Below are 18,890 nucleotides of genomic sequence, written 5' to 3'. Positions count from 1 at the left end.
GTATTGGGAGGTAGAGCAAGAGTTGGGCCAGGTTTTGGTTTGTGGTGAATATCCGGTATTTGTGGGGGGCTGATATTGGTTCCGCCCTTACGGCGGCTCACTTTTGAACAGCGCAAAAGTAAGCATGGGCCTGTCCCGTGACAGCCGGCCTGAGTGGTGTAGATCAAAAGCAGTTGGTGTGGGAGCTGGCTTGCCTGCGATGGCATCAACTGGGTGTGCCTGATGTACCGAGGTGCCTGCATCGCAGGCAAGCCAGCTCCCACAGAGAAGCAGATTTGTGCAGATATTTAAGTCTTACTCGGTCAAAAATGTGGGAGCGGGCTTGCTCGCGAATGCGGTCTATCAGTTACAAATATGCTGACTGACCCACCGCATTCGCGAGCAAGCCCGCTCCCACAGTTGGATGTTCATTTGCCTGAAGAAACGCGATCTGCCCTGGCAAAAACAGCGCCTTTGATCCAACCACTCAGGCCGGCTGTCAGGCCGCCGCGCTCTTGCTTTTGATCTTGATCTGAGGCGCCCCGTTAAACACGCTGGCCGAACGCAGGCTTGAATCCGTGGGCAACCCGACGTCCTGCCGGAGTGAGGGCACACCGAGCGTGAGCGAGGTGCCGAGTGTAGGGGCAAGAGCGTTTGGTTACTTTGCGCTTTTCAAAGTGACCCGCCGTAAGGGCGGAACCATAAGCCGCCGTTACCGCAGTAACGGATATGTACACAAAACAAAACCTAAACCTGAAACCGCTCCCGCTCCGACTCATACATCGGCCGAACCAAAGCGAACTCAAGATCAATCTGATCCACCAACGCCCCAAGATCCGCAGCCGCCGTGCCCACCGACTCAACCTCCAACCGCTGGCACAACTGCGCCAACCGCACTGCCCCAAGGTTGCCGCTGCTGCCCTTGAAACTATGGGCAATCCGCCCCAGCGCCTTGGCATCATCACGCGCCTTGCGCAATGCCTCCACACGCTTTTGCGAGTCATCGAGAAAGGTATCCAGCAACTTGGGATACTCGCCCTCCATCACCTCCTGCAAACCCGACAACACGTCGGGGTCCAGATGAATCTCGGCCACTTGCTCGCTCCTTGATCAAGAATCGGCGGATTATGCCAGAGCCCCCCAGCAAAACTCCACGCACACACTGCGCCCGCCATCGGACCAGCGTACATCGCTGCTCAACTGACGCACCAGGCTCAAACCCCGGCCAGACAGACGGTCGACATCCAGCGGGCGTGCCAGCACGTGCTCCACATCAAACCCGGGCCCGCTGTCTTCGATGCGCAAGGTCATTTTGCCGCCGGCGTCGGTCGGCACCACCTCGACATGCACACGCACGTAACCCTTGTCCAATCGCGCCAGCCGCTCGTTGCGCTGGCGATAATACTCGGCAAACCCCCGGGCATCACGCTTGAGCCGCGAATCCAGGCCCAGTACGCCATGCTCCAGCGCGTTGGAATACAGCTCAGCCATCACGCTGTACAACGCTCCACTCTGGGCGCGCAGGCCGTGGATCTCCAGCAACAGCTGCAACAGATACGGCAACGGGTTGTAGCGTTTGAGGGTCTGGGCGCGAAACTCAAAACTGACCGACCAGTCCAGCGGGCACGACTGGCCGCTGTCAGCGTACATCGGCTCGGCCGCACGCAACGACTGGCCGGCCTGCAAGGTGATTTCCACCATGCTCACGTCGTCCCGCGCCTCGCCCCGAAACGCCGCCAGGGCCCGTTCGATATCCTCGAACAACCGGTCAGGCTCGTGATTGGCGGCGAATACCTGCTGCAAACGTTCGACGCCGAACAACTGGTCATTGGCGTTGGCGGTGTCGAGCACGCCGTCGGAGAGCAGAAACACCCGATCGCCCAGCGCCATCGGCCAGACTTCAGTACTGTCATCAAACGCTTGTGCCGACAGCACGCCCAGCGGCAAATGCCGTGACACCAAGGCCGTGCGCTTGCCCGTGGCCACTTCATGCACATAGCCTTCGGGCATGCCGCCGTTCCACACCTCCACCACGCGCCGCTGGGCGCTCAGGCACAACAACGTGGCGCAACAGAACATGTCCACCGGCAGGATGCGCTTGAGCTTGACGTTCATCTCGCGCAGGGTTTGCGCCAGGCCGTAGCCCTTGGCAGTCATGCCGTAGAACACTTCGGCCAGCGGCATGGCGCCCACGGCCGCCGGCAAGCCGTGGCCGGTGAAGTCGCCGAGCAGCACATGCATGTCGCCCGACGGCGTGTACGCCGCCAGCAGCAAGTCGCCGTTGAACAGCGCGTAGGGCGATTGCAGATAGCGGATGTTCGGCGCGGCGTTGATGCAGCCCGAGTGCGCGACTTTGTCGAACACGGCCTTGGCCGCGCGCTGCTCGTGCAGCAGGTAATCGTGGTGTCTGGCGATCAGGTCACGCTGCTGCAACACCGTGGCTTGCAGGCGACGCAGACGGTCCATGGCGTTGATCTTCGCGGCCAGGATCAGCGGGTTGTAGGGCTTGGGCAGGAAATCATCGCCACCGGCATCCAGGCACTGGGCCAGGGCTTCGCTTTCACGCAGGGAGGTGAGAAAGATGATCGGCACCAGCGCTTCGCCGGCGAGCTGCTTGATCTGGCGCGCCGCCTCAAAGCCGTCCATCACCGGCATCAACGCATCCATCAACACCAGTTGCGGGCGCTCACGGGCGAACACCTCGACCGCCTGCGCGCCGTTGGTGGCGGTCAGCACCTGATGGCCCTGGCGCCGGATGATGGTCGACAGCAACAGCAAATCCGCCGCGCTGTCTTCGGCGATCAGAATCGTCAGCGCTTCCAGGACTGGGGCCAGGGCGCTCAACTGATGTCGAACAGTTTGTCGAAGTTGGAGATGGCGAGGATCTTGCGCACATCGGAATTGCTGTTGACTACCTGCACTTCCGAGTCGTCGCCACCGGCGTGGTCCCGCAGCAGCAGGAGCATGCCCAGGGCCGAGCTGTCCATGTAGGTGGTGTCTTTGAGGTCGACCACATACTGCTCAGGCACTTTGTAAAAACGCTCGTAAGCATCACGAAAGGTCTGGTGGCTACCGAAATCGAACCGGCCCTTGACCGCGATCGTCAACTTCTTCCCGTCCAGGGATACTTCTGACTCGACTGACATGCGACTGCTTCCTTGTCTTTGGCAATATGAGACAAGGTTTAGCAGCTGTGCCGGATCTGAGCAACACGGAGATTCAAATGTGGGAGCTGGCTTGCCTGCTCCCACATAAGCCTGCTTTCACATTTTAGTACTGTGATTGACGAGGAAGGCGTTGTGAAAGCTCGTCGAGCAACTTCTGCTCACGCTTGTCTTCAATCGCCCGCGCTTCGTCGACATAGCGCTGCACCAGCTTGCGCAAACCCTCGACCCGGGCGAACGCCGCTTGCCAGCTTTCGCGGGCTTTATCCAGGTTGTTCTGGTGCCAGGCCAGGCTCTGGCGCTGTTGGCCAACGGCGGTTTCCAACTGGTTGAGAAAGCCCTGATAACCCATCAGCCACTGGCCCGAGACGCCCTTGCTGCCGCGTTCGATCCACTGTTGCTGGTATTCGCCGCGAAAGCGTTCAAGGTCGCCCAACTTGCTTTCCGCGAGCCGGACCTGCCCCTGAAAATACCCCAGGCGTTGCACGGCGGTTTTCTCGGCCTTTTCGGCCATGTCCACCACGGGCGCCAGGCGAGAAGAGCGGGTACTGGCCATGGCTTAACCGCCTGGCGCCGGGGCGAAGATCGAGCCCAGGTGCGCTTCGCTTTCACCCATGCTGATCTTGTCGTTGAGGCCTTGGCGCAGGTAGGTCACCAATTGCGGTTGCAGGGCAATCGCCAAGTCAGTTTCGCGGTCACCGCCAGCCACGTAAGCGCCCACGCTGATCAGGTCACGGCTCTGCTGATAACGCGACCACAATTGTTTGAAGTGTTGGGCGCGGGCCATATGCTCCGGCGTGACAACCGCGGGCATCACTCGGCTGATCGACGCTTCGATATCGATGGCCGGGTAATGCCCCTCTTCAGCCAGACGCCGCGACAGCACGATGTGGCCGTCGAGCACGCCCCGCGCCGAGTCGGCAATCGGGTCCTGCTGGTCATCGCCTTCGGACAACACGGTGTAGAACGCGGTAATCGAGCCCCCACCCGCCTCGGCATTACCGGCGCGCTCCACCAGCTTGGGCAGCTTGGCGAACACCGACGGCGGGTAGCCTTTGGTCGCGGGCGGCTCGCCGATGGCCAGGGCGATTTCCCGCTGGGCCTGGGCGAAACGCGTGAGCGAGTCCATCAGCAACAGGACGTTCTTGCCCTTGTCACGAAAATATTCGGCGATGCGCGTGCAGTACATGGCCGCACGCAAGCGCATCAGCGGCGCATCATCGGCTGGCGACGCCACGACGACCGAGCGCTTGAGGCCTTCTTCACCCAGGCTGTGCTCGATGAACTCCTTCACCTCACGGCCCCGCTCGCCGATCAGCCCGACCACGATAATGTCGGCCTCGGTGAAGCGCGTCATCATGCCGAGCAATACCGACTTACCCACGCCGGTACCGGCGAACAGCCCCAGACGCTGGCCGCGGCCGACCGTCAATAAACCGTTGATGCTGCGAATGCCCACGTCCAGCGGCACGTTGATGGGGTTGCGGTTGAGCGGGTTGATGGTCGGGCCGTCCATCGGCACCCAGTCTTCGGCCTTCATGCCGCCCTTGCCGTCCAGCGCGCGACCGGCGCCATCGAGTACGCGGCCGAGCATGCTCATGCCCATCGGCAGGCGGCCGGTGTCGGCCAAGGGCACCACGCGTGCGCCGGGAGCGATGCCCGCCAGGCTGCCCACGGGCATCAGGAAAATCTTGCTGCCGGAAAAGCCCATCACTTCAGCTTCAACCTGCACCGGGTGGTAGCTGTCGTCGTTGATCACCAGGCAGCGGCTGCCCATGGCGGCGCGCAAGCCTTCAGCTTCGAGGGTCAGGCCGACCATGCGCAGCAGGCGCCCTTCGAGGATCGGCTGGCCGGGCAACTGCGTGGCCTCGGCGTAACCGCCCAGGCGCTTGGCGAAGCTGGTGCGGTCAAGGCGCATCGGGGGCGTCCAGGTCAACGCTCAGGTCAGGCTCGGCCGGGTGCAGCGCCTGTTCGTGGAGTTGATCGAAGAGCTTGGCCATGATCTGGCTGATGCGGGTTTCCACCGTGGCATCGATGCGGCTGTGTTCGGTTTCGACGCGGCAACCGCCGGGCTGCAGGTTGGCGTCTTCGACAATGCGCCAGGTTTCTTCATGGCGCTCGCGCAGGGCTTTGACCTGCTCGAAATCCTGCGGGTTGATGTACAACCGCACATTGCCGACGCCCAAGGGCAGCAGCTTGAGGGCTTCGCGCATCACGCTTTCGATATGGCTGGAATCGAGCACCAGTTCGCGCTGGATCACTTGGCGGGCGATATGTTCCACCAAACCAACCATGGCTTTTTCGATCTGCGAATCCTGCTCGGCGATAGGGTTGAACAACGTGCCCATCAAGCGTTCCAGGCTGGCCAGCTTGACGCTCAGCGCTTCCTCGGCCTCCTGGCGAACTTTCAGCGTGGTGCTGCGAAAACCGTCTTTTTCACCCGCCGCGAAGCCTTCGTTGTAGGCCTCCTGGCGGATGGCTTCGAGTTCTTCAAGGGTCAGCGGCTGGACTTCATCCAGCGGCACTTCTTCCATTTCCACCGGTGTTTCAATCACCGGTTCCGGCTCAGGTTCCGGCACATGGGGATCGAAGCTGGGCAGCGACCAGATGTCGAACCCGCCGACATCCCGCGCGCGAATCAGGTCGCTGGGCGTCTCATCTTTGTTCGACATGGGACGCGCCTTAGATCATTTCTTCGCCGCCCTTCCCGCCGAGAACGATTTCTCCGGCTTCGGCCATACGGCGGGCAATGGTGAGGATTTCTTTCTGCGCGGTTTCCACGTCGCTGACGCGCACCGGGCCCTTGGCTTCGAGATCGTCGCGCAACAGCTCGGAAGCCCGCTTGGACATATTCTTGAAGATCTTCTCTTTGACGTTCTCGTCCGAGCCCTTGAGGGCCAGCACCAGTACGTCGGAGGACACTTCGCGCAACAGCGCCTGGATGCCGCGGTCGTCGACATCGGAGAGGTTGTTGAACACGAACATGAGGTCTTCGATCTGGGTGGACAGGGTGTCGTCGATCTCGCGGATCGAGTCCATCAACTGGCCTTCGACCGAGCTGTCGAGGAAGTTCATGATGTCGGCCGCACGCTTGATGCCACCCAGGGTGGTGCGCGAGGCATTCGAATTGCCGGAGAACTGCTTCTCCAGAATCGTGTTGAGTTCTTTCAGGGCCGCCGGCTGCACGGTGTTGAGCGACGACACGCGCAGGATGATGTCCAGGCGCACTTTATGGTCGAAATGGCCAAGCACTTCACCGGCCTGGTCCGGGTCCAGATACGCCACCACGATGGCCTGGATCTGCGGGTGCTCATAACGGATTACGTCGGCGACGGCACGCGGCTCCATCCATTTCAGGCTGTCGAGGCCGCTGGTGTTGCCGCCCAGCAGAATGCGGTCGATCAGGCCGTTGGCCTTGTCTTCGCCCAATGCCGAGGTGAGCATCTTGCGGATGTAGCTGTCGGAGCCGACACCCAGGCTGGTCTGGTCGCCGACAATCTCGACGAACTCGCTCATCACCTGCTCGACTTGCTCGCGGTGCACATTGCGCATTTGCGCCATGGCCACGCCCACGCGCTGAACCTCTTTGGGGCCCATGTGGCGCAGCACCTGGGCGGCGTCGGTTTCACCCAGGGACAGCAGCAATACAGCGGCTTTGTCGACCTTGGTGAGCTTGGCAACGGCGGCTCGATTATCACTCATCTGCGTTGATCCACTCTTTCACGACCTGAGCCACACGGCCCGGGTCTTCTGCTACCAGACTCTTGATTGCGTTCAGCTGAGCGTCATAGCCTTCGCTCGGGCTTGGCAACAGGATGCTTTGCGGGCCGCCGAGGCTGACGCGGTCGTTGGCCAGTTCGCCGTCCAGGCCGCCCATGCCACCCAACTCGACGTCGCCACCGGCCAGGGCCAGCTGTTTCTTGCCACCACCGGTGATGTTGTTGAGCACCGGGCGCAGCACGCCGAACACCAGCACCAGGATGAACAACACACCCAGCACTTGTTTGACGATGTCCCAGAACCACGGCTGCGTGTAGAACGCCGGGTCAGCGATCACTTCGCCGCGCTCGGCAGAGAACGGCATGTTGATCACACTGACGCTGTCGCCACGGCTGGCGTCAAAACCAACGGCGTCCTGCACCAGGCGAGTGAAGCGCGCCAATTCGTCGGCGCTCCACGGCGCACGGGTGACGGCGCCGTCAGCCGGGTTGACCTTGACCTGGTCATCAACCACCACAGACACCGACAGGCGATTGATTTTGCCTTGCTGCTGTTTGGTGTGGCTGATGGAACGGTCGAGCTCGAAGTTTTTGGTGGACTGGTTACGTTTGTCCGCCGGGTACGGCGCGAGCATTGGCTGGCCGGTGGCCGGGTCCATGATCTGCTGGCCGTTGGCGTCCAACAGCGGCTGGCCAGGCTGAATCGCGCCAGCCGTCGCGGCGGCGCCACCGGTGGTTTGCGGCGCCGAGGCGGGTGCCGGCGGCTGGTTGCTCAAGGCCCCCGGCACACCTTGCGGGCCATTGCTGGCGGTGCGTTGCTCGCTGGTCGACTGCTCGCTGCGCAGGGCGGGCTGGTCGGGGTTGAACTGCTCGGAGGTCGACTCGACGGCGCTGAAATCCACATCGGCGGACACTTCAGCCTTGTAGCGGTCGTTACCCAATACCGGTTGCAGGATGTTGTGCACGCGCTGGGTCAGCATGCTTTCCATGCGGCGGCTGTAGTCAAACTGCTTGCCGGCCTGGGTCAGCGCGGAGTTTTCGGCCTGATCGGACAGCAGGTTGCCCTTCTGGTCGACCACGGTAATTTGCGACTTGCTCAATTCGGGAACGCTGGTGGCCACCAGGTTGATGATCGCCAACACTTGGCCTGGCTCCAGGGAGCGGCCGGCAAACAGTTCAACCAGCACCGAGGCACTCGGCTTGCGCTCATCACGCACAAACACCGAGCTTTTCGGAATCGCCAGGTGCACGCGGGCGCCCTTGACGTTGTTCAAGCTGGAAATGGTGCGCGCCAGTTCGCCTTCCAGGCCACGGCGATAGCGCGTGGCTTCCATGAACTGGCTGGTGCCCAGGCCCTGATCCTTGTCGAGGATTTCAAAGCCGATGTTGGCATCGGACGGCGTCACGCCGGCGGCGGCCAGCTTCATGCGCGCGCGGGCCACGTCGTCGGCCTTGACCAGCAGGGCACCGGAGTTGGGCTCCACGGTGTAGGCGATGTCGGCGGCGGCGAGGGTTTCCATGATCTGTTTGGAATCCATGCCGGCCAGGCTGCCGTACAACGGGCGGTAATCCGGTTGTTGCGACCATAACACCACGGCAAAACCAATCGCCACGCTCGCGGCCAGGCCGACCATCAGGCCCACCTGACGCAACATGGTCATTTCCGAAAGGTTTTCCAGGAACGACAGGCCAAACAGCGGCGGCTTGCCGTCTGCCTTGGCGGGTGCGTTGTCCACGACTGCTTCTGCCATGACTTAAATCTCGTCCTTAAACCGGCATCTGCATGATGTCTTGATAAGCCTGAACCAGCTTGTTACGCACTTGGGTCAAGGCCTGGAAGGAAACGCTGGCCTTTTGCGAGGCGACCATCACATCGGTGAGGTCCACGCCACTTTTGCCGATCTCGAAGGCGGTCGCCAACTGGCTGGAGGCTTGCTGGGTATCACTGACTTTGTTGATTGCCTGGCCGAGCATGTCGGCAAAACTGCTTTGGCCCAATTCCGGCGCCTGCGCGACGGATTTCGGTTGAGCCATGGCATCCATTTGCATGGAGCGCATATCCAACATCAACCGATTGAACTCAATACCCTGGCTCATGACCTTCTCTCTCCGACGACCCGCAATTTTTTGACACTACGCAGCGGTTACTGGGGGTAGTAGCAACAAGGGTGCCAGCTCCGTGGCAGCTTGTAAGAAAAGGCGACAAACCCTATCGGCTTAAATTTTTATCAGGTGGCGAACAGATAGGCTTCCACGTCCATGCCCGCATCGCGCATCTGCGCCAGCTTGTAGCGCAAGGTGCGCGGGCTGATGCCCAGGCGCTCGGCAGCCTCTTTGCGGCGGCCGCGCTCGGAGCGCAGGGTGTCGATGATCATCTGGAATTCGCGGCGACGCAGGTCGTCACCCAAGCCGCCGCCGGGCTCGGCTTCGGCCGCCATCACTGGCGCCGGTGCGAGCCTGGGCAAAGGCGCAGTGCCGCTGCCCATGGCCAGGCAGAAATCCTGGGGCTGGATCAGCCCGCCCTGCTGCAAAATCAGCGCGCGCTGGATCGCGTTGTCCAACTCACGCACGTTGCCGGGCCACGGGTAGCCGATCAGGCAGGCCTGCGCCTCGGCCGACAACCGCGCCTGGGCGTGCTTCATTTTTTTGACGTGGTTGTTCAGCAGGCGCTCGGCCAACGGAATGATGTCCGCCGGGCGTTCGCGCAACGGGCGCCAGGCCAGCGGAAACACCGAGAGGCGGTAAAACAGATCTTCACGAAAGCGCCCCGCCGCCACTTCGCCGGCCAGATCCCGGTTGGTGGTCGCCACCACGCGGATATCCAGCTGGATCGGCTTGCGTGCACCAACGCGCTCCACTTCACGCTCCTGCAGCACGCGCAGTAACTTGGCTTGCAGGCCCAGCGGCATTTCGGAGATTTCGTCGAGCAAAAGGGTGCCGCCGTCGGCCTGCTCAAACTTGCCCGCCTGGGCCGCGATGGCGCCGGTGAACGAGCCCTTTTCGTGGCCGAACAGGGTGGCTTCGAGCATGTTGTCAGGAATGGCCGCGCAGTTGATTGCGATAAACGGTTGTTTGGCGCGGCTGGATTGCTGGTGAATGTAGCGCGCCAGCACTTCTTTACCGGTGCCGGACTCGCCGGAGATCAAAACCGTGGAATCGCTGCGTGCCACGCGGGCGGCCAGCTCCAGCAATTGCGCACTGGCCGGCTCGAAGGCAATCGGGCCTTCGCCGTCGACTGCCGGGCTCACGCCGAGGGCGTGCCGGGCCACCAATTCGATCAAGGCTTTGGGTTCGAAGGGTTTGACCAGGTAATCCGCCGCGCCCTGGCGCATGGCGTCTACCGCACGCTCCACGGCGCCGTGGGCGGTCATCAGCAAGACCGGCAATTGTGGCTGGCGCGCGCGCAGCAGGCCGAGCAACTGGTGGCCGTCCATGCCGGGCATGTTCACGTCGCTGACCACCAGGCTGAAAGCCTCCTGCTCAACGGCTTCCAAGGCTTCTTCGGCAGAACCGACCGCCCGGTAATCATGGCCCGCCAACAGCAGCGTATCAGCCAATGCCTCACGCAGGGCGCGATCGTCTTCAACCAATAGAACCTTGATAGCCATCACTCGTTTACTCCGCGCTCGCCGCGCCTGAGAACAGCGGCAAGGTCATCAATGCACAGGTGCCACGCCCCAACCGGGAACGCAGCTGCAATTCTCCCTGATGGGCCCGCGCCACTGCCTTGACCACGGTCAGGCCCAGGCCGGTCCCGTTGGTTTTGGTGGTGAAAAAGGGTTCGCCCAGGCGCTGCAGCACCAAGGGGTCGATGCCGGCGCCACGGTCGCTGATGCACAGGCGCAGGGTTTGTTCGCGGGTGTACAGGTGGACTTTGAGGCGAGCGCCCGGGCCGCTGGCCTGGGTGGCGTTTTCGATCAGGTTGAGCAACGCGCCGACCAGCGTGTCGCGGTTGCACAGCAATTCGCCGAGGTGGCTGTCGCACTGCCAGCGCACGCTGGCTTCCTGAATATGAGTGGCGGCTGCCGCTTGCAGCGACTGCATCAGCGCCGCCGGGGTGACGCGGTCGGTCAGCGGCAGTTCGCCACGGGCAAACACCAGCATGTCGCGCACCTGGTGTTCCAACTCATGCAGGCGCTCTTTGAGACGGCCAGCAAACCGTTGATGCGTGGCGGCTGGCAATTGCTCATCAGTCAAATGACTGGCGTAGATCAACGCAGCCGACAGCGGCGTGCGGATCTGATGCGCCAAAGAAGCGACCATCCGCCCCAGCGACGACAAGCGTTCATGGCGCGCCAACTGGTCTTGCAGGTGACGGGTTTCAGTCAGGTCATTGAGCAGCACCAACTGGCCGGGTTCGGCATCGAGCGAACGCGTGGCGATGGACAACCGGCGCCCGTCTTTCAGGGAGATTTCGTGGCCGTCGTCTTCACGCGGCGCGAAGCAGCGAGTAATGACTTCGCGCCACAGCTCGCCCTCCAGCGGCAGGCCGAGCATGTCGACGGCAGCCGGGTTGGCTTCGCGGACACGACCCTGATCGTCAATGACGATCACACCACCGGGCAGCAGCGACAGCAGGTTTTGCAGGCGGTTAGCCAAGCGCTCTTTTTCGGCCAGCTCTTCCATGCGCTGGGCGCTGACCACGGCCAACTCGCCCTTGAGCTCGGAAACCCGCGCCTCCAGCAAGCTGTAGGAGTCAGTCAATTGGCTAGACATCTGGTTGAACAGCGAAAAGGCCTGTTCCAGGCCCTGCCGGCTTTGCTGCTCTACAGACGGGAGTAGCCCCGAGAGATCGGGGGCTGAAGCGTGTTGGGCGGCGTGGGGCATCATGCTCTCTCGCTTGGCTGACCGTCAGTTAAACGGAACGTTGCGAGGGCTGTAGCAATACCCGTGCCGAAAAAAAACCGCTGATTAATCAGCGGTTTGTATTTCAGGCGTCAATCATCTGTCTGTTCATCGCCTTCGCGGCGGCTCATGCCGTACTTGCGCATCTTCTCCACCAATGTGGTTCGGCGGATGCGCAGGCGCTCGGCGGCACGCGCGACGATGCCGTTGGCATCGTCCAGGGCTTGCTGGATCAGGCCTTGCTCGAGGTTACCGAGGTAGTCCTTGAGGTCCAGGCCTTCCGGCGGCAGCATCGCGGTGGAACCGAAGTCCGGCGTATGGCCGTTGATGGCCACGCGCTCTTCCATGTCGCTGCGCAGGCTGTCGACCATTTGCTCGTCTTCGTCATCGACGTAGCGGAATTTCTTCGGCAACTCGACCACGCCGATCACGCCGTAGGGGTGCATGATCGCCATGCGTTCCACCAGGTTGGCCAGCTCGCGGACGTTGCCCGGCCAGCCATGGCGGCACAGGGACATGATCGCGGCAGAATTGAAGCGGATCGAACCGCGCTTTTCGTGCTCCATGCGCGAAATCAGCTCGTTCATCAGCAGCGGAATGTCTTCCACGCGCTCGCGCAGCGGGGCCATTTCGATCGGGAATACGTTGAGGCGGTAGTACAGGTCTTCGCGGAAGCTGCCGACCTCGATCATGCTCTCGAGGTTTTTGTGGGTGGCTGCGATGATGCGCACATCGACGCTTTGGGTCTTGTTGCTGCCCACACGTTCAAAAGTACGCTCCTGCAACACGCGCAGCAGCTTGACCTGCATCGGCAGCGGCATGTCGCCGATTTCATCGAGGAACAGCGTGCCGCCGTTGGCCAGCTCGAAACGCCCGGCACGGCTGGTGATTGCACCGGTAAAGGCGCCCTTCTCATGGCCGAACAGTTCGCTTTCCAGCAGCTCGGCCGGAATCGCCCCGCAGTTGACCGGCACGAATGGCCCGTCGCGGCGCTTGGAATGGTAGTGCAGGTTGCGCGCAACCACTTCCTTGCCGGTGCCGGACTCGCCGAGGATCAACACGCTGGCGTCGGTGTCGGCCACCTGTTGCATCATCTGGCGCACGTGCTGGATCGCACGGCTGGTGCCGACAAGGCTGCGGAACAGGTTGGGTTCGCGGTGACGGCCGCGCTCACGGGCCTGGTCGTACATCTCGCGGTAGACCTGGGCACGATGCAGGGAGTCGAGCAACTTGCTGTAGCTGGGCGGCATTTCCAGGGTGGACAGCACGCGGCGACGCTGGTCTTCTGGCAGGTCGACAGAAGAAATATCGCCCATCAGCAACACCGGAAGGAACTCATCCCAGCTCGAGAGTGTCTTTAACAGGCCAAGCAATGCGACAGGAGCGTTTACCGTCCCGATCAGCACACAGATGACTTCACGGCTCGACGACAATGAGCTGACCGCCTGCTGCCAGTCATGGCTACCGCAGGGCAAATTTTCTTCACCGAGAAAATTTAAAATCACCGCTAAATCGCGGCGGCGGACGCTATCGTCATCAATCAGCAGAATTTTGGTTTCACGCCACATGCAATAGCAACTTCCCTAGTTAACTCAAATGCCCTGAACTCGTGGGCAATCTAGATGGCTGTAGGCATTGTCTGCGTCACAACCGTCTGAAATCTGAAAACAGCACTAGTTAAGTCAAAAAATCGCCCGCAGTCAAATTTATGACGCGAGTTCGGATTAACTGCGCCCGTTCAGCTGAACAGATGGTAAACCTTTGACGCACTTTGCGCGCGATTGATCTGCGACATCTCTTCGAAAATCGCCTGGCGTTCGCCGGTCGTCACCTCAAGCAATTGCTGGTAAACCTCCAGCAAGCTCTCCAGTTTCTCCCGCAGGGCGTCCTCGTCCACCGGCGCATTGTTCAGCGCCTCATCGATCACCGCACGGCAACCCATGTCCAGTTCGCCGATGGCGTCCCAGTTACGCGCAGCCAATGCGTCGACCAAGGCTTCGCGGGTCTCGTCAATCCGTTGCAGGGCGTGGCTCATGACATCATCCTCAGGCCAAAGGCCTACAGTGTTGCAATACCGTCCCAGCCTTCCTTGAGCGTGATCATCAGGCCGGCTACTTCGTCGATCATGGCGACATCGTTCTTGCTGTTGGCTTCCAGCAGGCGCGTGGTCATGTAGGCATACAGGTTATCCAACTGCTGCAAAGCGGCCGGGTCATCAGTTTTTTCCGGATTCAGGCCGTCACGCAAACCGATCAGAATGTCGATCGCCTTGCCCAGCAACAAACCTTTTTGCGCGATATCACCACGAGCCATGGCGCCCTTGGCCTGAGCCATGCGATCCAGCGCGCCTTCCATCAGCATCTGGACCAGACGGTGCGGGCTGGCCTCGGAGATCTGGGCATGGGAATTGACCTTCTGGTATTGGCGAAGGGCTCTCATGGGATTCATGTTTCTACCTCGTGACAGGCAACGACTAAATAGGATGGGCTATGAACAATATGTCGACGGGATCACACAAAACTTTAACCCGCCGATCATCTGAAGGCCGCGCCCGGTGAGCGATCACCGGGCGGCGTCAGTGCGGATCAGCTGTCCGAGTTGCTCTTGTTCAACGCGTTCAGCGTGCTCATGACGCTGGAGCGCTGACTGGTGAGCTGGGCCACCAGGTTGTTCATGGTGGTGTACTTGGCGGTCAGGCTCGTCGTCAGGTCAGCCATGCGCTTGGTCAGGGTATCTTGCTGGGTTTGCAGGTCACTGAGGGTTGCGGTCAGCGTTGATGAGCGTGAAGCGAGCACGCCAGTACCGCTCAGCGCATAACTGTCGGTTGCCGACTTCATGCGCGCCAGCAGACCAGTATCACCGTTGAAAATACCGCCGATATCGGTGGGGTTGGTCGCCACAGCCGCACCGAATACCTTGTCGTCAATGCTGAGCTTGCCGGTTTTCTGGTCGGTGTTCACACCAAACTGGGCCAAGGACTTCAAGGTCCCTGTACCACCCAAGGCATTCAGCTCGCTGCGCAAAGCCGACTGCAGGGTGCGAATCGTCGAATCGCCCGTCAGCGCGGAAGGCGTCGTCGTGCCGTCCGGGTTGGTGGTGACGGCCGTTTCGGTGTTCATGGCCGTGATCAGCGCGTTATACGTATCGACGAAGCCCTTGACCGAACTCTTGAGGGTATCGGTGTTACGACTGACCGTGATGGTGGACGCGACCCGGTTCTTGCTGTTCGGGTCTGTATCACCGGTAGGCAAAGGCGACAGCGCTGTCAGCTTGATGCTCACGCCACTGATTGCATCGGTCAGCGTATTGCTCTTGGATTCCTGAGCAGTACCGTCAATGGTGTATTTGGCATTCTGTGGAGGGTTACCCACTACCGAGGTGCCGGCTTCCAGCCCGGAGTTCCCGCCAATGGTAATGTCGGTACCGACGCCCGTGCTGGTCGATGTCAGCACCATCCGCGACCCCGTGGAGTCGGTCAGAATGTTGGCACTCAGTCCCGAACTGGTGAGCTGTGCGTTGATCGAGTCACGCACCTGCTGCAAGGTTGCGCCCGGCGGAACAGTCACGCCGTAGCTCTGGCCCGATTGGGAGATGGTCAAGGATGTCGCCGTAGTGCCAGCGTTGACGACCGTGGAAGCACCCTTTGCGAACGTCTTGGTGGAAACTTTTGAAGCTGTCGCCAGTTGATTGACCACCAGCTGGTAGCTGCCCGCAGAAGCACCAGCGCCCAGAGTCACGCTGGATACGTTGGCATCCGAGGTGGTCGCCGAGAGGCCGCCGATACTCGCGTCCTTGGACATATTGTCCAGAGCACCGCGAAAGGCATCCAGAGCCGCCTGAATCTTGCCGATCGAGGAAAGCTGGGCACTCGATGTCTGCGTCTGCTTGTTGATCTGCGACTGCTTGGGCGCCTGTTCAGCCCCCACCAGGGCCTTCACGATCGACTGGGTATCAATACCCGTGACGGGGCCGCTAACCGTAATACCACCCATGACTTCTCTCCTGATCCGGGGCTGGCGCTTTATTGACGAACGACGCCTCAAGCAGCTACAGCAACAAAATTCATGCCAGCTCAGACTTTGGCGTCAAACAGCACATTGCTGGCGTCGTGAAGACTTTGTGCGAGTTTCAATGCGGTTTCCGACGGGATCTGGCGAATCACCTCGCCGCTGTCGGTCGCAATAACCTTGACCACCACCTGATGGGTGGAGTCATCAATCGAAAATTCCAGGTTGCGCTGGGCCGCCTGGACGAATTTGCGAATATCCGTGACCGCCTGTTCCAGGTCGGACGGTTTCGAGTCCTGCTTTGTTTGCACCGCGGCCGGCACAGGATCCACCTTGGCCTGCTGCGGATCATTGCTCACGGGTGCAGGAACACTCTGCGGTGCCGCTGCTGGATAAGACAGGTTCAGCTTCACACTCATGTCCATGTCCAATCTCCTCATCACGCAAAAGACAAAAGGGCACGTAAACGCGCCCTTCCGTCAGTCATCTACCGTGGCTATTACTGAAGCAGCTTCAGTACAGCGGAAGGCAGTTGGTTGGCCTGGGACAGGATCGCAGTGGAAGCCTGTTGCAGGGTTTGCTGCTTGGTCAGCTGAGCAGTTTCAGCAGCGTAGTCAACGTCCTGGATCTGACCGCGAGCGGCAGTGGAGTTGTCCGAGATGCTCTGCAAGTTGGCAACGGTGTTGTCGAAACGGTTCTGTACAGCACCGAGACCGGCACGCTGGGAGTCGATGTCGGAGATCGCTTGAGTGATCACGTCGATCGAGTTCTGTGCGTTGGCAGCAGTGGTGATGTCAGTGTTGTTGACGGTGGTTTTTTGCGAGTTGGCAGTAGTACCAGTACCACTTGCGAACAAACCAGTCACACCAGGGCCGCTCAGCGAGTAGCTGCTGGAGGAGTTCAGGGAAACCGCACCAGTGGCGATGATCGGGCCGGCATCCAGAGCAACAGCTGTGCCGAAAGCACCGCTACCGTCTTGGGTTGCAACCTTGATACCTGCAACGGCACCTGCGTTACCCGAGTTAAAGGTCAGGTTTTCACCGGTAGCCGACTTGACCGAAAGAGCCTGGGTAGTCGAATCATAGTTAACGGTGATGCCCAATTTGGCGGCGTTGGACTTCAGTTGGTCAGCCAGGTCGGAAGCGCTGGTCACGCCGGTGAAGCTGACAGCAGTACCGTTACCGACTTGCAGGCTGAAGTTCGCACCGGTAGGGCTTGCAGCGAGCAACGCAGTGGAGTCAACGGTGAACTGGGCAACAGTGCTGGCAGTAGCAGCAAGACCACCGACAGCGCCGTTCAATTTAGCAGCAGCCTGCGCGGCGGACGATTTAGGATCAAGGGTCACAGCTACGGACTGGCCGCCACCGGTAACGTTGATCACGCCGCCGCCATAACCGTTAACACTTGGCAGAACGCCTACGGACTTCAGCTGCTGCGAACCAATGTTGTTGGCTGCAACGTTACCGATGCTCATGTCGATGGTTTGGTTGGCGTTGGCGCCGACCTGGAACGAAGTAGTACCGAAAGAACCGTCCAGCAGGTTCTTGCCACCGAAGGTGGTGGTGGTTGCGATACGGGTCAATTCAGCCGTCAGAGCAGCGTATTGAGCCTGGTTCGACTTACGGTCTTCAGCGCTTGGCGAGCCGTTGGCCGATTGCAGAGCCAGAGTACGCATGCTTTGCAGAATGTTGGTGGACTGCTGCATGGCGCCTTCAGCGGTCTGAGCAATCGAGCTACCGTCGTTGGCGTTTTTGATTGCAACGCCCAGGCCGTTGATCTGGCTGGTCAGACGGTTGGAGATTTGCAGGCCGGCCGCATCGTCTTTGGCGCTGTTGATACGCAGGCCGGAGGACAGACGCTGCATGGAAGTTTGCAGGGCGCCGGAAGCCTTGTTCAGGTTGTTCTGAACGGTCAAGGAAGCAAGGTTGGTGTTTACTGTTAAAGCCATGACGAAATCCTCGTGGGTGGTGTACTGCGGCTTCCGGCCCTGGCAACCGCCGGGTGTGGCCTAGAGAACCTTCGTAATAGTTATCGTCGTATAAGCCCGTTGCTTGAGGACTTTTTTGGTTTTTTTTACTGGCACCGCGCCACCCTTTGTAATTCAAGCATTTACGATAGCCCAAACCTCAGCAAATGCTGGCTTTTCTGGCGCCAAATAAAAAACGCCCAGGCTTTTTCAAGCCTGGGCGTTTTTTATGCAGCCTATCAGGGCGTCACGGGCGATAGAGAATCGCCGATCCCCACGACAAACCTACGCCAAACCCACTGATTGCCACACGCTTCCAGTCGGAATCCATCATGTGCTTTTCCAGCAGCAACGGAATGCTCGACGACACGGTGTTGCCGGTCTCGACCATGTCCTTGATGAACTTCTCCACTGGCGCCTCTTCGAAACGCCGTGCCACGGCGTCGACAATCGCCGCACTGCCCTGGTGGATGCAGAACGCATCGATTTCGTCGGCTTTGAGATCCGACTCATTGAGCAGTTCGTGCAGATGCGCCGGCACCTTGAGCAAGGCAAAGTTGAACACCTGGCGGCCGTTCATGAAAAACACGCCATCGGTGACTTTCAAATGCGGTGCGCCGGAACCGTCGGTGCCGAACTTCGACTTGCCCAGCAGCCACGGGGCGTCTTCGCCCATCCAGGTAGCGGTGGCGGCGTCGCCAAACAGCATGGTGGTGTTGCGGTCTTCCGGGTCGACAATCTTCGAATACGGGTCGGCGGTGATCAGCAAGCCGTTTTTCAGGCCGGTGGCTTCCATGAAGCCCTTCATCGCGTAGATGCCGTAGACGTAGCCGGAGCAACCCAAAGAGATATCGAACGCCGCCACATGGGTCGGCAGGCCCAATTTGTCCTGGACGATGGCGGCGGTGTGCGGCAAGCCCTCTTCATCGCCGTTCTGGGTCACGACGATCAGCGCGTCGATGGATTCGCGCTTCAACTCCGGGTTGTTGGCAAACAAGGCGTTGACCGCCTCAACGCACAGGTCGGAGGTTTCCTGCGCAGCATCCTTGCGCGGCAGGAACGCCGAACCGATCTTGCCGATGATGAATTCTTCATCCTTGGCGAATTTGGCGCCCTGGGCGTAGTTATCGACCCCGTCTGCCGGCACGTAACTGGCGATGCTTTTTATGCCAATCATTGTGGCTTCCCAATACTAAATAGCTGGAGAACA

The 18,890-nt window shown here is 60.5% G+C and carries 18 protein-coding genes; all 18 read right to left on the bottom strand.

From position 1 onward, the window contains the following. Positions 1 to 726: 726 nt before the first annotated feature. On the bottom strand, positions 727 to 1,074 hold the full coding sequence (locus AB4P94_RS15260) for an Hpt domain-containing protein (protein WP_395611220.1): 348 nt from the start codon (positions 1,072 to 1,074) through the stop codon (positions 727 to 729). Between the two features lie 30 nt (positions 1,075 to 1,104). Beyond that, positions 1,105 to 2,823 (bottom strand): SpoIIE family protein phosphatase, encoded by a 1,719-nt coding sequence (locus tag AB4P94_RS15255; RefSeq protein ID WP_395611219.1) that lies wholly within the window; start codon positions 2,821 to 2,823, stop codon positions 1,105 to 1,107. Further along, positions 2,820 to 3,125 (bottom strand): STAS domain-containing protein, encoded by a 306-nt coding sequence (locus AB4P94_RS15250; protein WP_395611218.1) that lies wholly within the window; start codon positions 3,123 to 3,125, stop codon positions 2,820 to 2,822. Before AB4P94_RS15250 ends, AB4P94_RS15255 begins: the two co-directional genes overlap by 4 nt. A 124-nt stretch (positions 3,126 to 3,249) precedes the next feature. Beyond that, complete coding sequence (gene fliJ, locus AB4P94_RS15245; RefSeq protein WP_395611217.1) at positions 3,250 to 3,699, bottom strand: flagellar export protein FliJ; 450 nt, start codon at positions 3,697 to 3,699, stop codon at positions 3,250 to 3,252. A gap of 3 nt (positions 3,700 to 3,702) precedes the next feature. After that, positions 3,703 to 5,061: a flagellar protein export ATPase FliI gene (fliI, locus tag AB4P94_RS15240; protein ID WP_395611216.1), complete on the bottom strand. Its 1,359-nt coding sequence runs from the start codon at positions 5,059 to 5,061 to the stop codon at positions 3,703 to 3,705. Continuing rightward, positions 5,051 to 5,815: a flagellar assembly protein FliH gene (gene fliH, locus AB4P94_RS15235; protein WP_395611215.1), complete on the bottom strand. Its 765-nt coding sequence runs from the start codon at positions 5,813 to 5,815 to the stop codon at positions 5,051 to 5,053. The genes fliI and fliH overlap by 11 nt, the downstream gene beginning before the upstream one ends. A gap of 10 nt (positions 5,816 to 5,825) precedes the next feature. Beyond that, positions 5,826 to 6,845 (bottom strand): flagellar motor switch protein FliG, encoded by a 1,020-nt coding sequence (fliG, locus tag AB4P94_RS15230; RefSeq protein ID WP_016972027.1) that lies wholly within the window; start codon positions 6,843 to 6,845, stop codon positions 5,826 to 5,828. After that, positions 6,838 to 8,613, bottom strand: coding sequence for a flagellar basal-body MS-ring/collar protein FliF (gene fliF / locus AB4P94_RS15225; protein WP_395611214.1), 1,776 nt, complete (start codon positions 8,611 to 8,613; stop codon positions 6,838 to 6,840). The genes fliG and fliF overlap by 8 nt, the downstream gene beginning before the upstream one ends. Positions 8,614 to 8,629: 16 nt before the next feature. Beyond that, positions 8,630 to 8,959: a flagellar hook-basal body complex protein FliE gene (gene fliE, locus AB4P94_RS15220; protein WP_017735206.1), complete on the bottom strand. Its 330-nt coding sequence runs from the start codon at positions 8,957 to 8,959 to the stop codon at positions 8,630 to 8,632. 131 nt (positions 8,960 to 9,090) lie between these two features. Beyond that, the gene (locus AB4P94_RS15215) at positions 9,091 to 10,470 is read right to left on the bottom strand and encodes a sigma-54-dependent transcriptional regulator (RefSeq protein WP_395611213.1); all 1,380 of its coding nucleotides are present in this window, start codon (positions 10,468 to 10,470) and stop codon (positions 9,091 to 9,093) included. A gap of 7 nt (positions 10,471 to 10,477) precedes the next feature. Then, the gene (locus AB4P94_RS15210; RefSeq protein ID WP_395611336.1) at positions 10,478 to 11,689 is read right to left on the bottom strand and encodes a sensor histidine kinase; all 1,212 of its coding nucleotides are present in this window, start codon (positions 11,687 to 11,689) and stop codon (positions 10,478 to 10,480) included. A gap of 110 nt (positions 11,690 to 11,799) precedes the next feature. Then, positions 11,800 to 13,275, bottom strand: coding sequence for a sigma-54 dependent transcriptional regulator (locus AB4P94_RS15205; protein WP_395611212.1), 1,476 nt, complete (start codon positions 13,273 to 13,275; stop codon positions 11,800 to 11,802). A 170-nt stretch (positions 13,276 to 13,445) separates the two neighbouring features. Next, positions 13,446 to 13,742 (bottom strand): flagellar protein FliT, encoded by a 297-nt coding sequence (fliT, locus tag AB4P94_RS15200; protein WP_395611211.1) that lies wholly within the window; start codon positions 13,740 to 13,742, stop codon positions 13,446 to 13,448. Positions 13,743 to 13,765: 23 nt separating this feature from the next. Next, positions 13,766 to 14,155 carry a flagellar export chaperone FliS gene (gene fliS, locus AB4P94_RS15195; protein ID WP_395611210.1) on the bottom strand — a complete coding sequence of 130 codons (390 nt, stop codon included), beginning with the start codon at positions 14,153 to 14,155 and terminating at the stop codon, positions 13,766 to 13,768. A 137-nt stretch (positions 14,156 to 14,292) separates the two neighbouring features. Continuing rightward, a complete protein-coding gene (gene fliD / locus AB4P94_RS15190; RefSeq protein ID WP_395611209.1) occupies positions 14,293 to 15,699 on the bottom strand; it encodes a flagellar filament capping protein FliD in 1,407 nt (468 codons plus the stop codon). An 80-nt stretch (positions 15,700 to 15,779) separates the two neighbouring features. After that, the gene (locus tag AB4P94_RS15185; RefSeq protein ID WP_395611208.1) at positions 15,780 to 16,139 is read right to left on the bottom strand and encodes a flagellar protein FlaG; all 360 of its coding nucleotides are present in this window, start codon (positions 16,137 to 16,139) and stop codon (positions 15,780 to 15,782) included. A 74-nt stretch (positions 16,140 to 16,213) separates the two neighbouring features. Beyond that, positions 16,214 to 17,662 carry a flagellin gene (locus tag AB4P94_RS15180; protein WP_395611207.1) on the bottom strand — a complete coding sequence of 483 codons (1,449 nt, stop codon included), beginning with the start codon at positions 17,660 to 17,662 and terminating at the stop codon, positions 16,214 to 16,216. Between the two features lie 265 nt (positions 17,663 to 17,927). Next, a complete protein-coding gene (locus AB4P94_RS15175) occupies positions 17,928 to 18,857 on the bottom strand; it encodes a ketoacyl-ACP synthase III (protein ID WP_395611206.1) in 930 nt (309 codons plus the stop codon). Between the last annotated feature and the right edge of the window lie 33 nt (positions 18,858 to 18,890).

Source organism: Pseudomonas sp. B22129 (genome assembly GCF_044218875.1).
Classification (GTDB): domain Bacteria; phylum Pseudomonadota; class Gammaproteobacteria; order Pseudomonadales; family Pseudomonadaceae; genus Aquipseudomonas.
Note: the sequence above shows the minus strand (reverse complement) of the source record. Positions and strands in the feature narration are given on the sequence as shown.

Coding starts and splice junctions, on each gene's coding strand:
- AB4P94_RS15250 (WP_395611218.1), bottom strand. CDS start 3,125: ATGTCAGTCGAGTCAGAAGTATCCCTGGACGGGAAGAAGTTGACGATC.
- fliJ (WP_395611217.1), bottom strand. CDS start 3,699: ATGGCCAGTACCCGCTCTTCTCGCCTGGCGCCCGTGGTGGACATGGCC.
- fliI (WP_395611216.1), bottom strand. CDS start 5,061: ATGCGCCTTGACCGCACCAGCTTCGCCAAGCGCCTGGGCGGTTACGCC.
- fliH (WP_395611215.1), bottom strand. CDS start 5,815: ATGTCGAACAAAGATGAGACGCCCAGCGACCTGATTCGCGCGCGGGAT.
- fliG (WP_016972027.1), bottom strand. CDS start 6,845: ATGAGTGATAATCGAGCCGCCGTTGCCAAGCTCACCAAGGTCGACAAA.
- fliF (WP_395611214.1), bottom strand. CDS start 8,613: ATGGCAGAAGCAGTCGTGGACAACGCACCCGCCAAGGCAGACGGCAAG.
- fliE (WP_017735206.1), bottom strand. CDS start 8,959: ATGAGCCAGGGTATTGAGTTCAATCGGTTGATGTTGGATATGCGCTCC.
- AB4P94_RS15215 (WP_395611213.1), bottom strand. CDS start 10,470: ATGGCTATCAAGGTTCTATTGGTTGAAGACGATCGCGCCCTGCGTGAG.
- AB4P94_RS15210 (WP_395611336.1), bottom strand. CDS start 11,689: ATGCCCCACGCCGCCCAACACGCTTCAGCCCCCGATCTCTCGGGGCTA.
- AB4P94_RS15205 (WP_395611212.1), bottom strand. CDS start 13,275: ATGTGGCGTGAAACCAAAATTCTGCTGATTGATGACGATAGCGTCCGC.
- fliT (WP_395611211.1), bottom strand. CDS start 13,742: ATGAGCCACGCCCTGCAACGGATTGACGAGACCCGCGAAGCCTTGGTC.
- fliS (WP_395611210.1), bottom strand. CDS start 14,155: ATGAATCCCATGAGAGCCCTTCGCCAATACCAGAAGGTCAATTCCCAT.
- fliD (WP_395611209.1), bottom strand. CDS start 15,699: ATGGGTGGTATTACGGTTAGCGGCCCCGTCACGGGTATTGATACCCAG.
- AB4P94_RS15185 (WP_395611208.1), bottom strand. CDS start 16,139: ATGGACATGAGTGTGAAGCTGAACCTGTCTTATCCAGCAGCGGCACCG.
- AB4P94_RS15180 (WP_395611207.1), bottom strand. CDS start 17,662: ATGGCTTTAACAGTAAACACCAACCTTGCTTCCTTGACCGTTCAGAAC.
- AB4P94_RS15175 (WP_395611206.1), bottom strand. CDS start 18,857: ATGATTGGCATAAAAAGCATCGCCAGTTACGTGCCGGCAGACGGGGTC.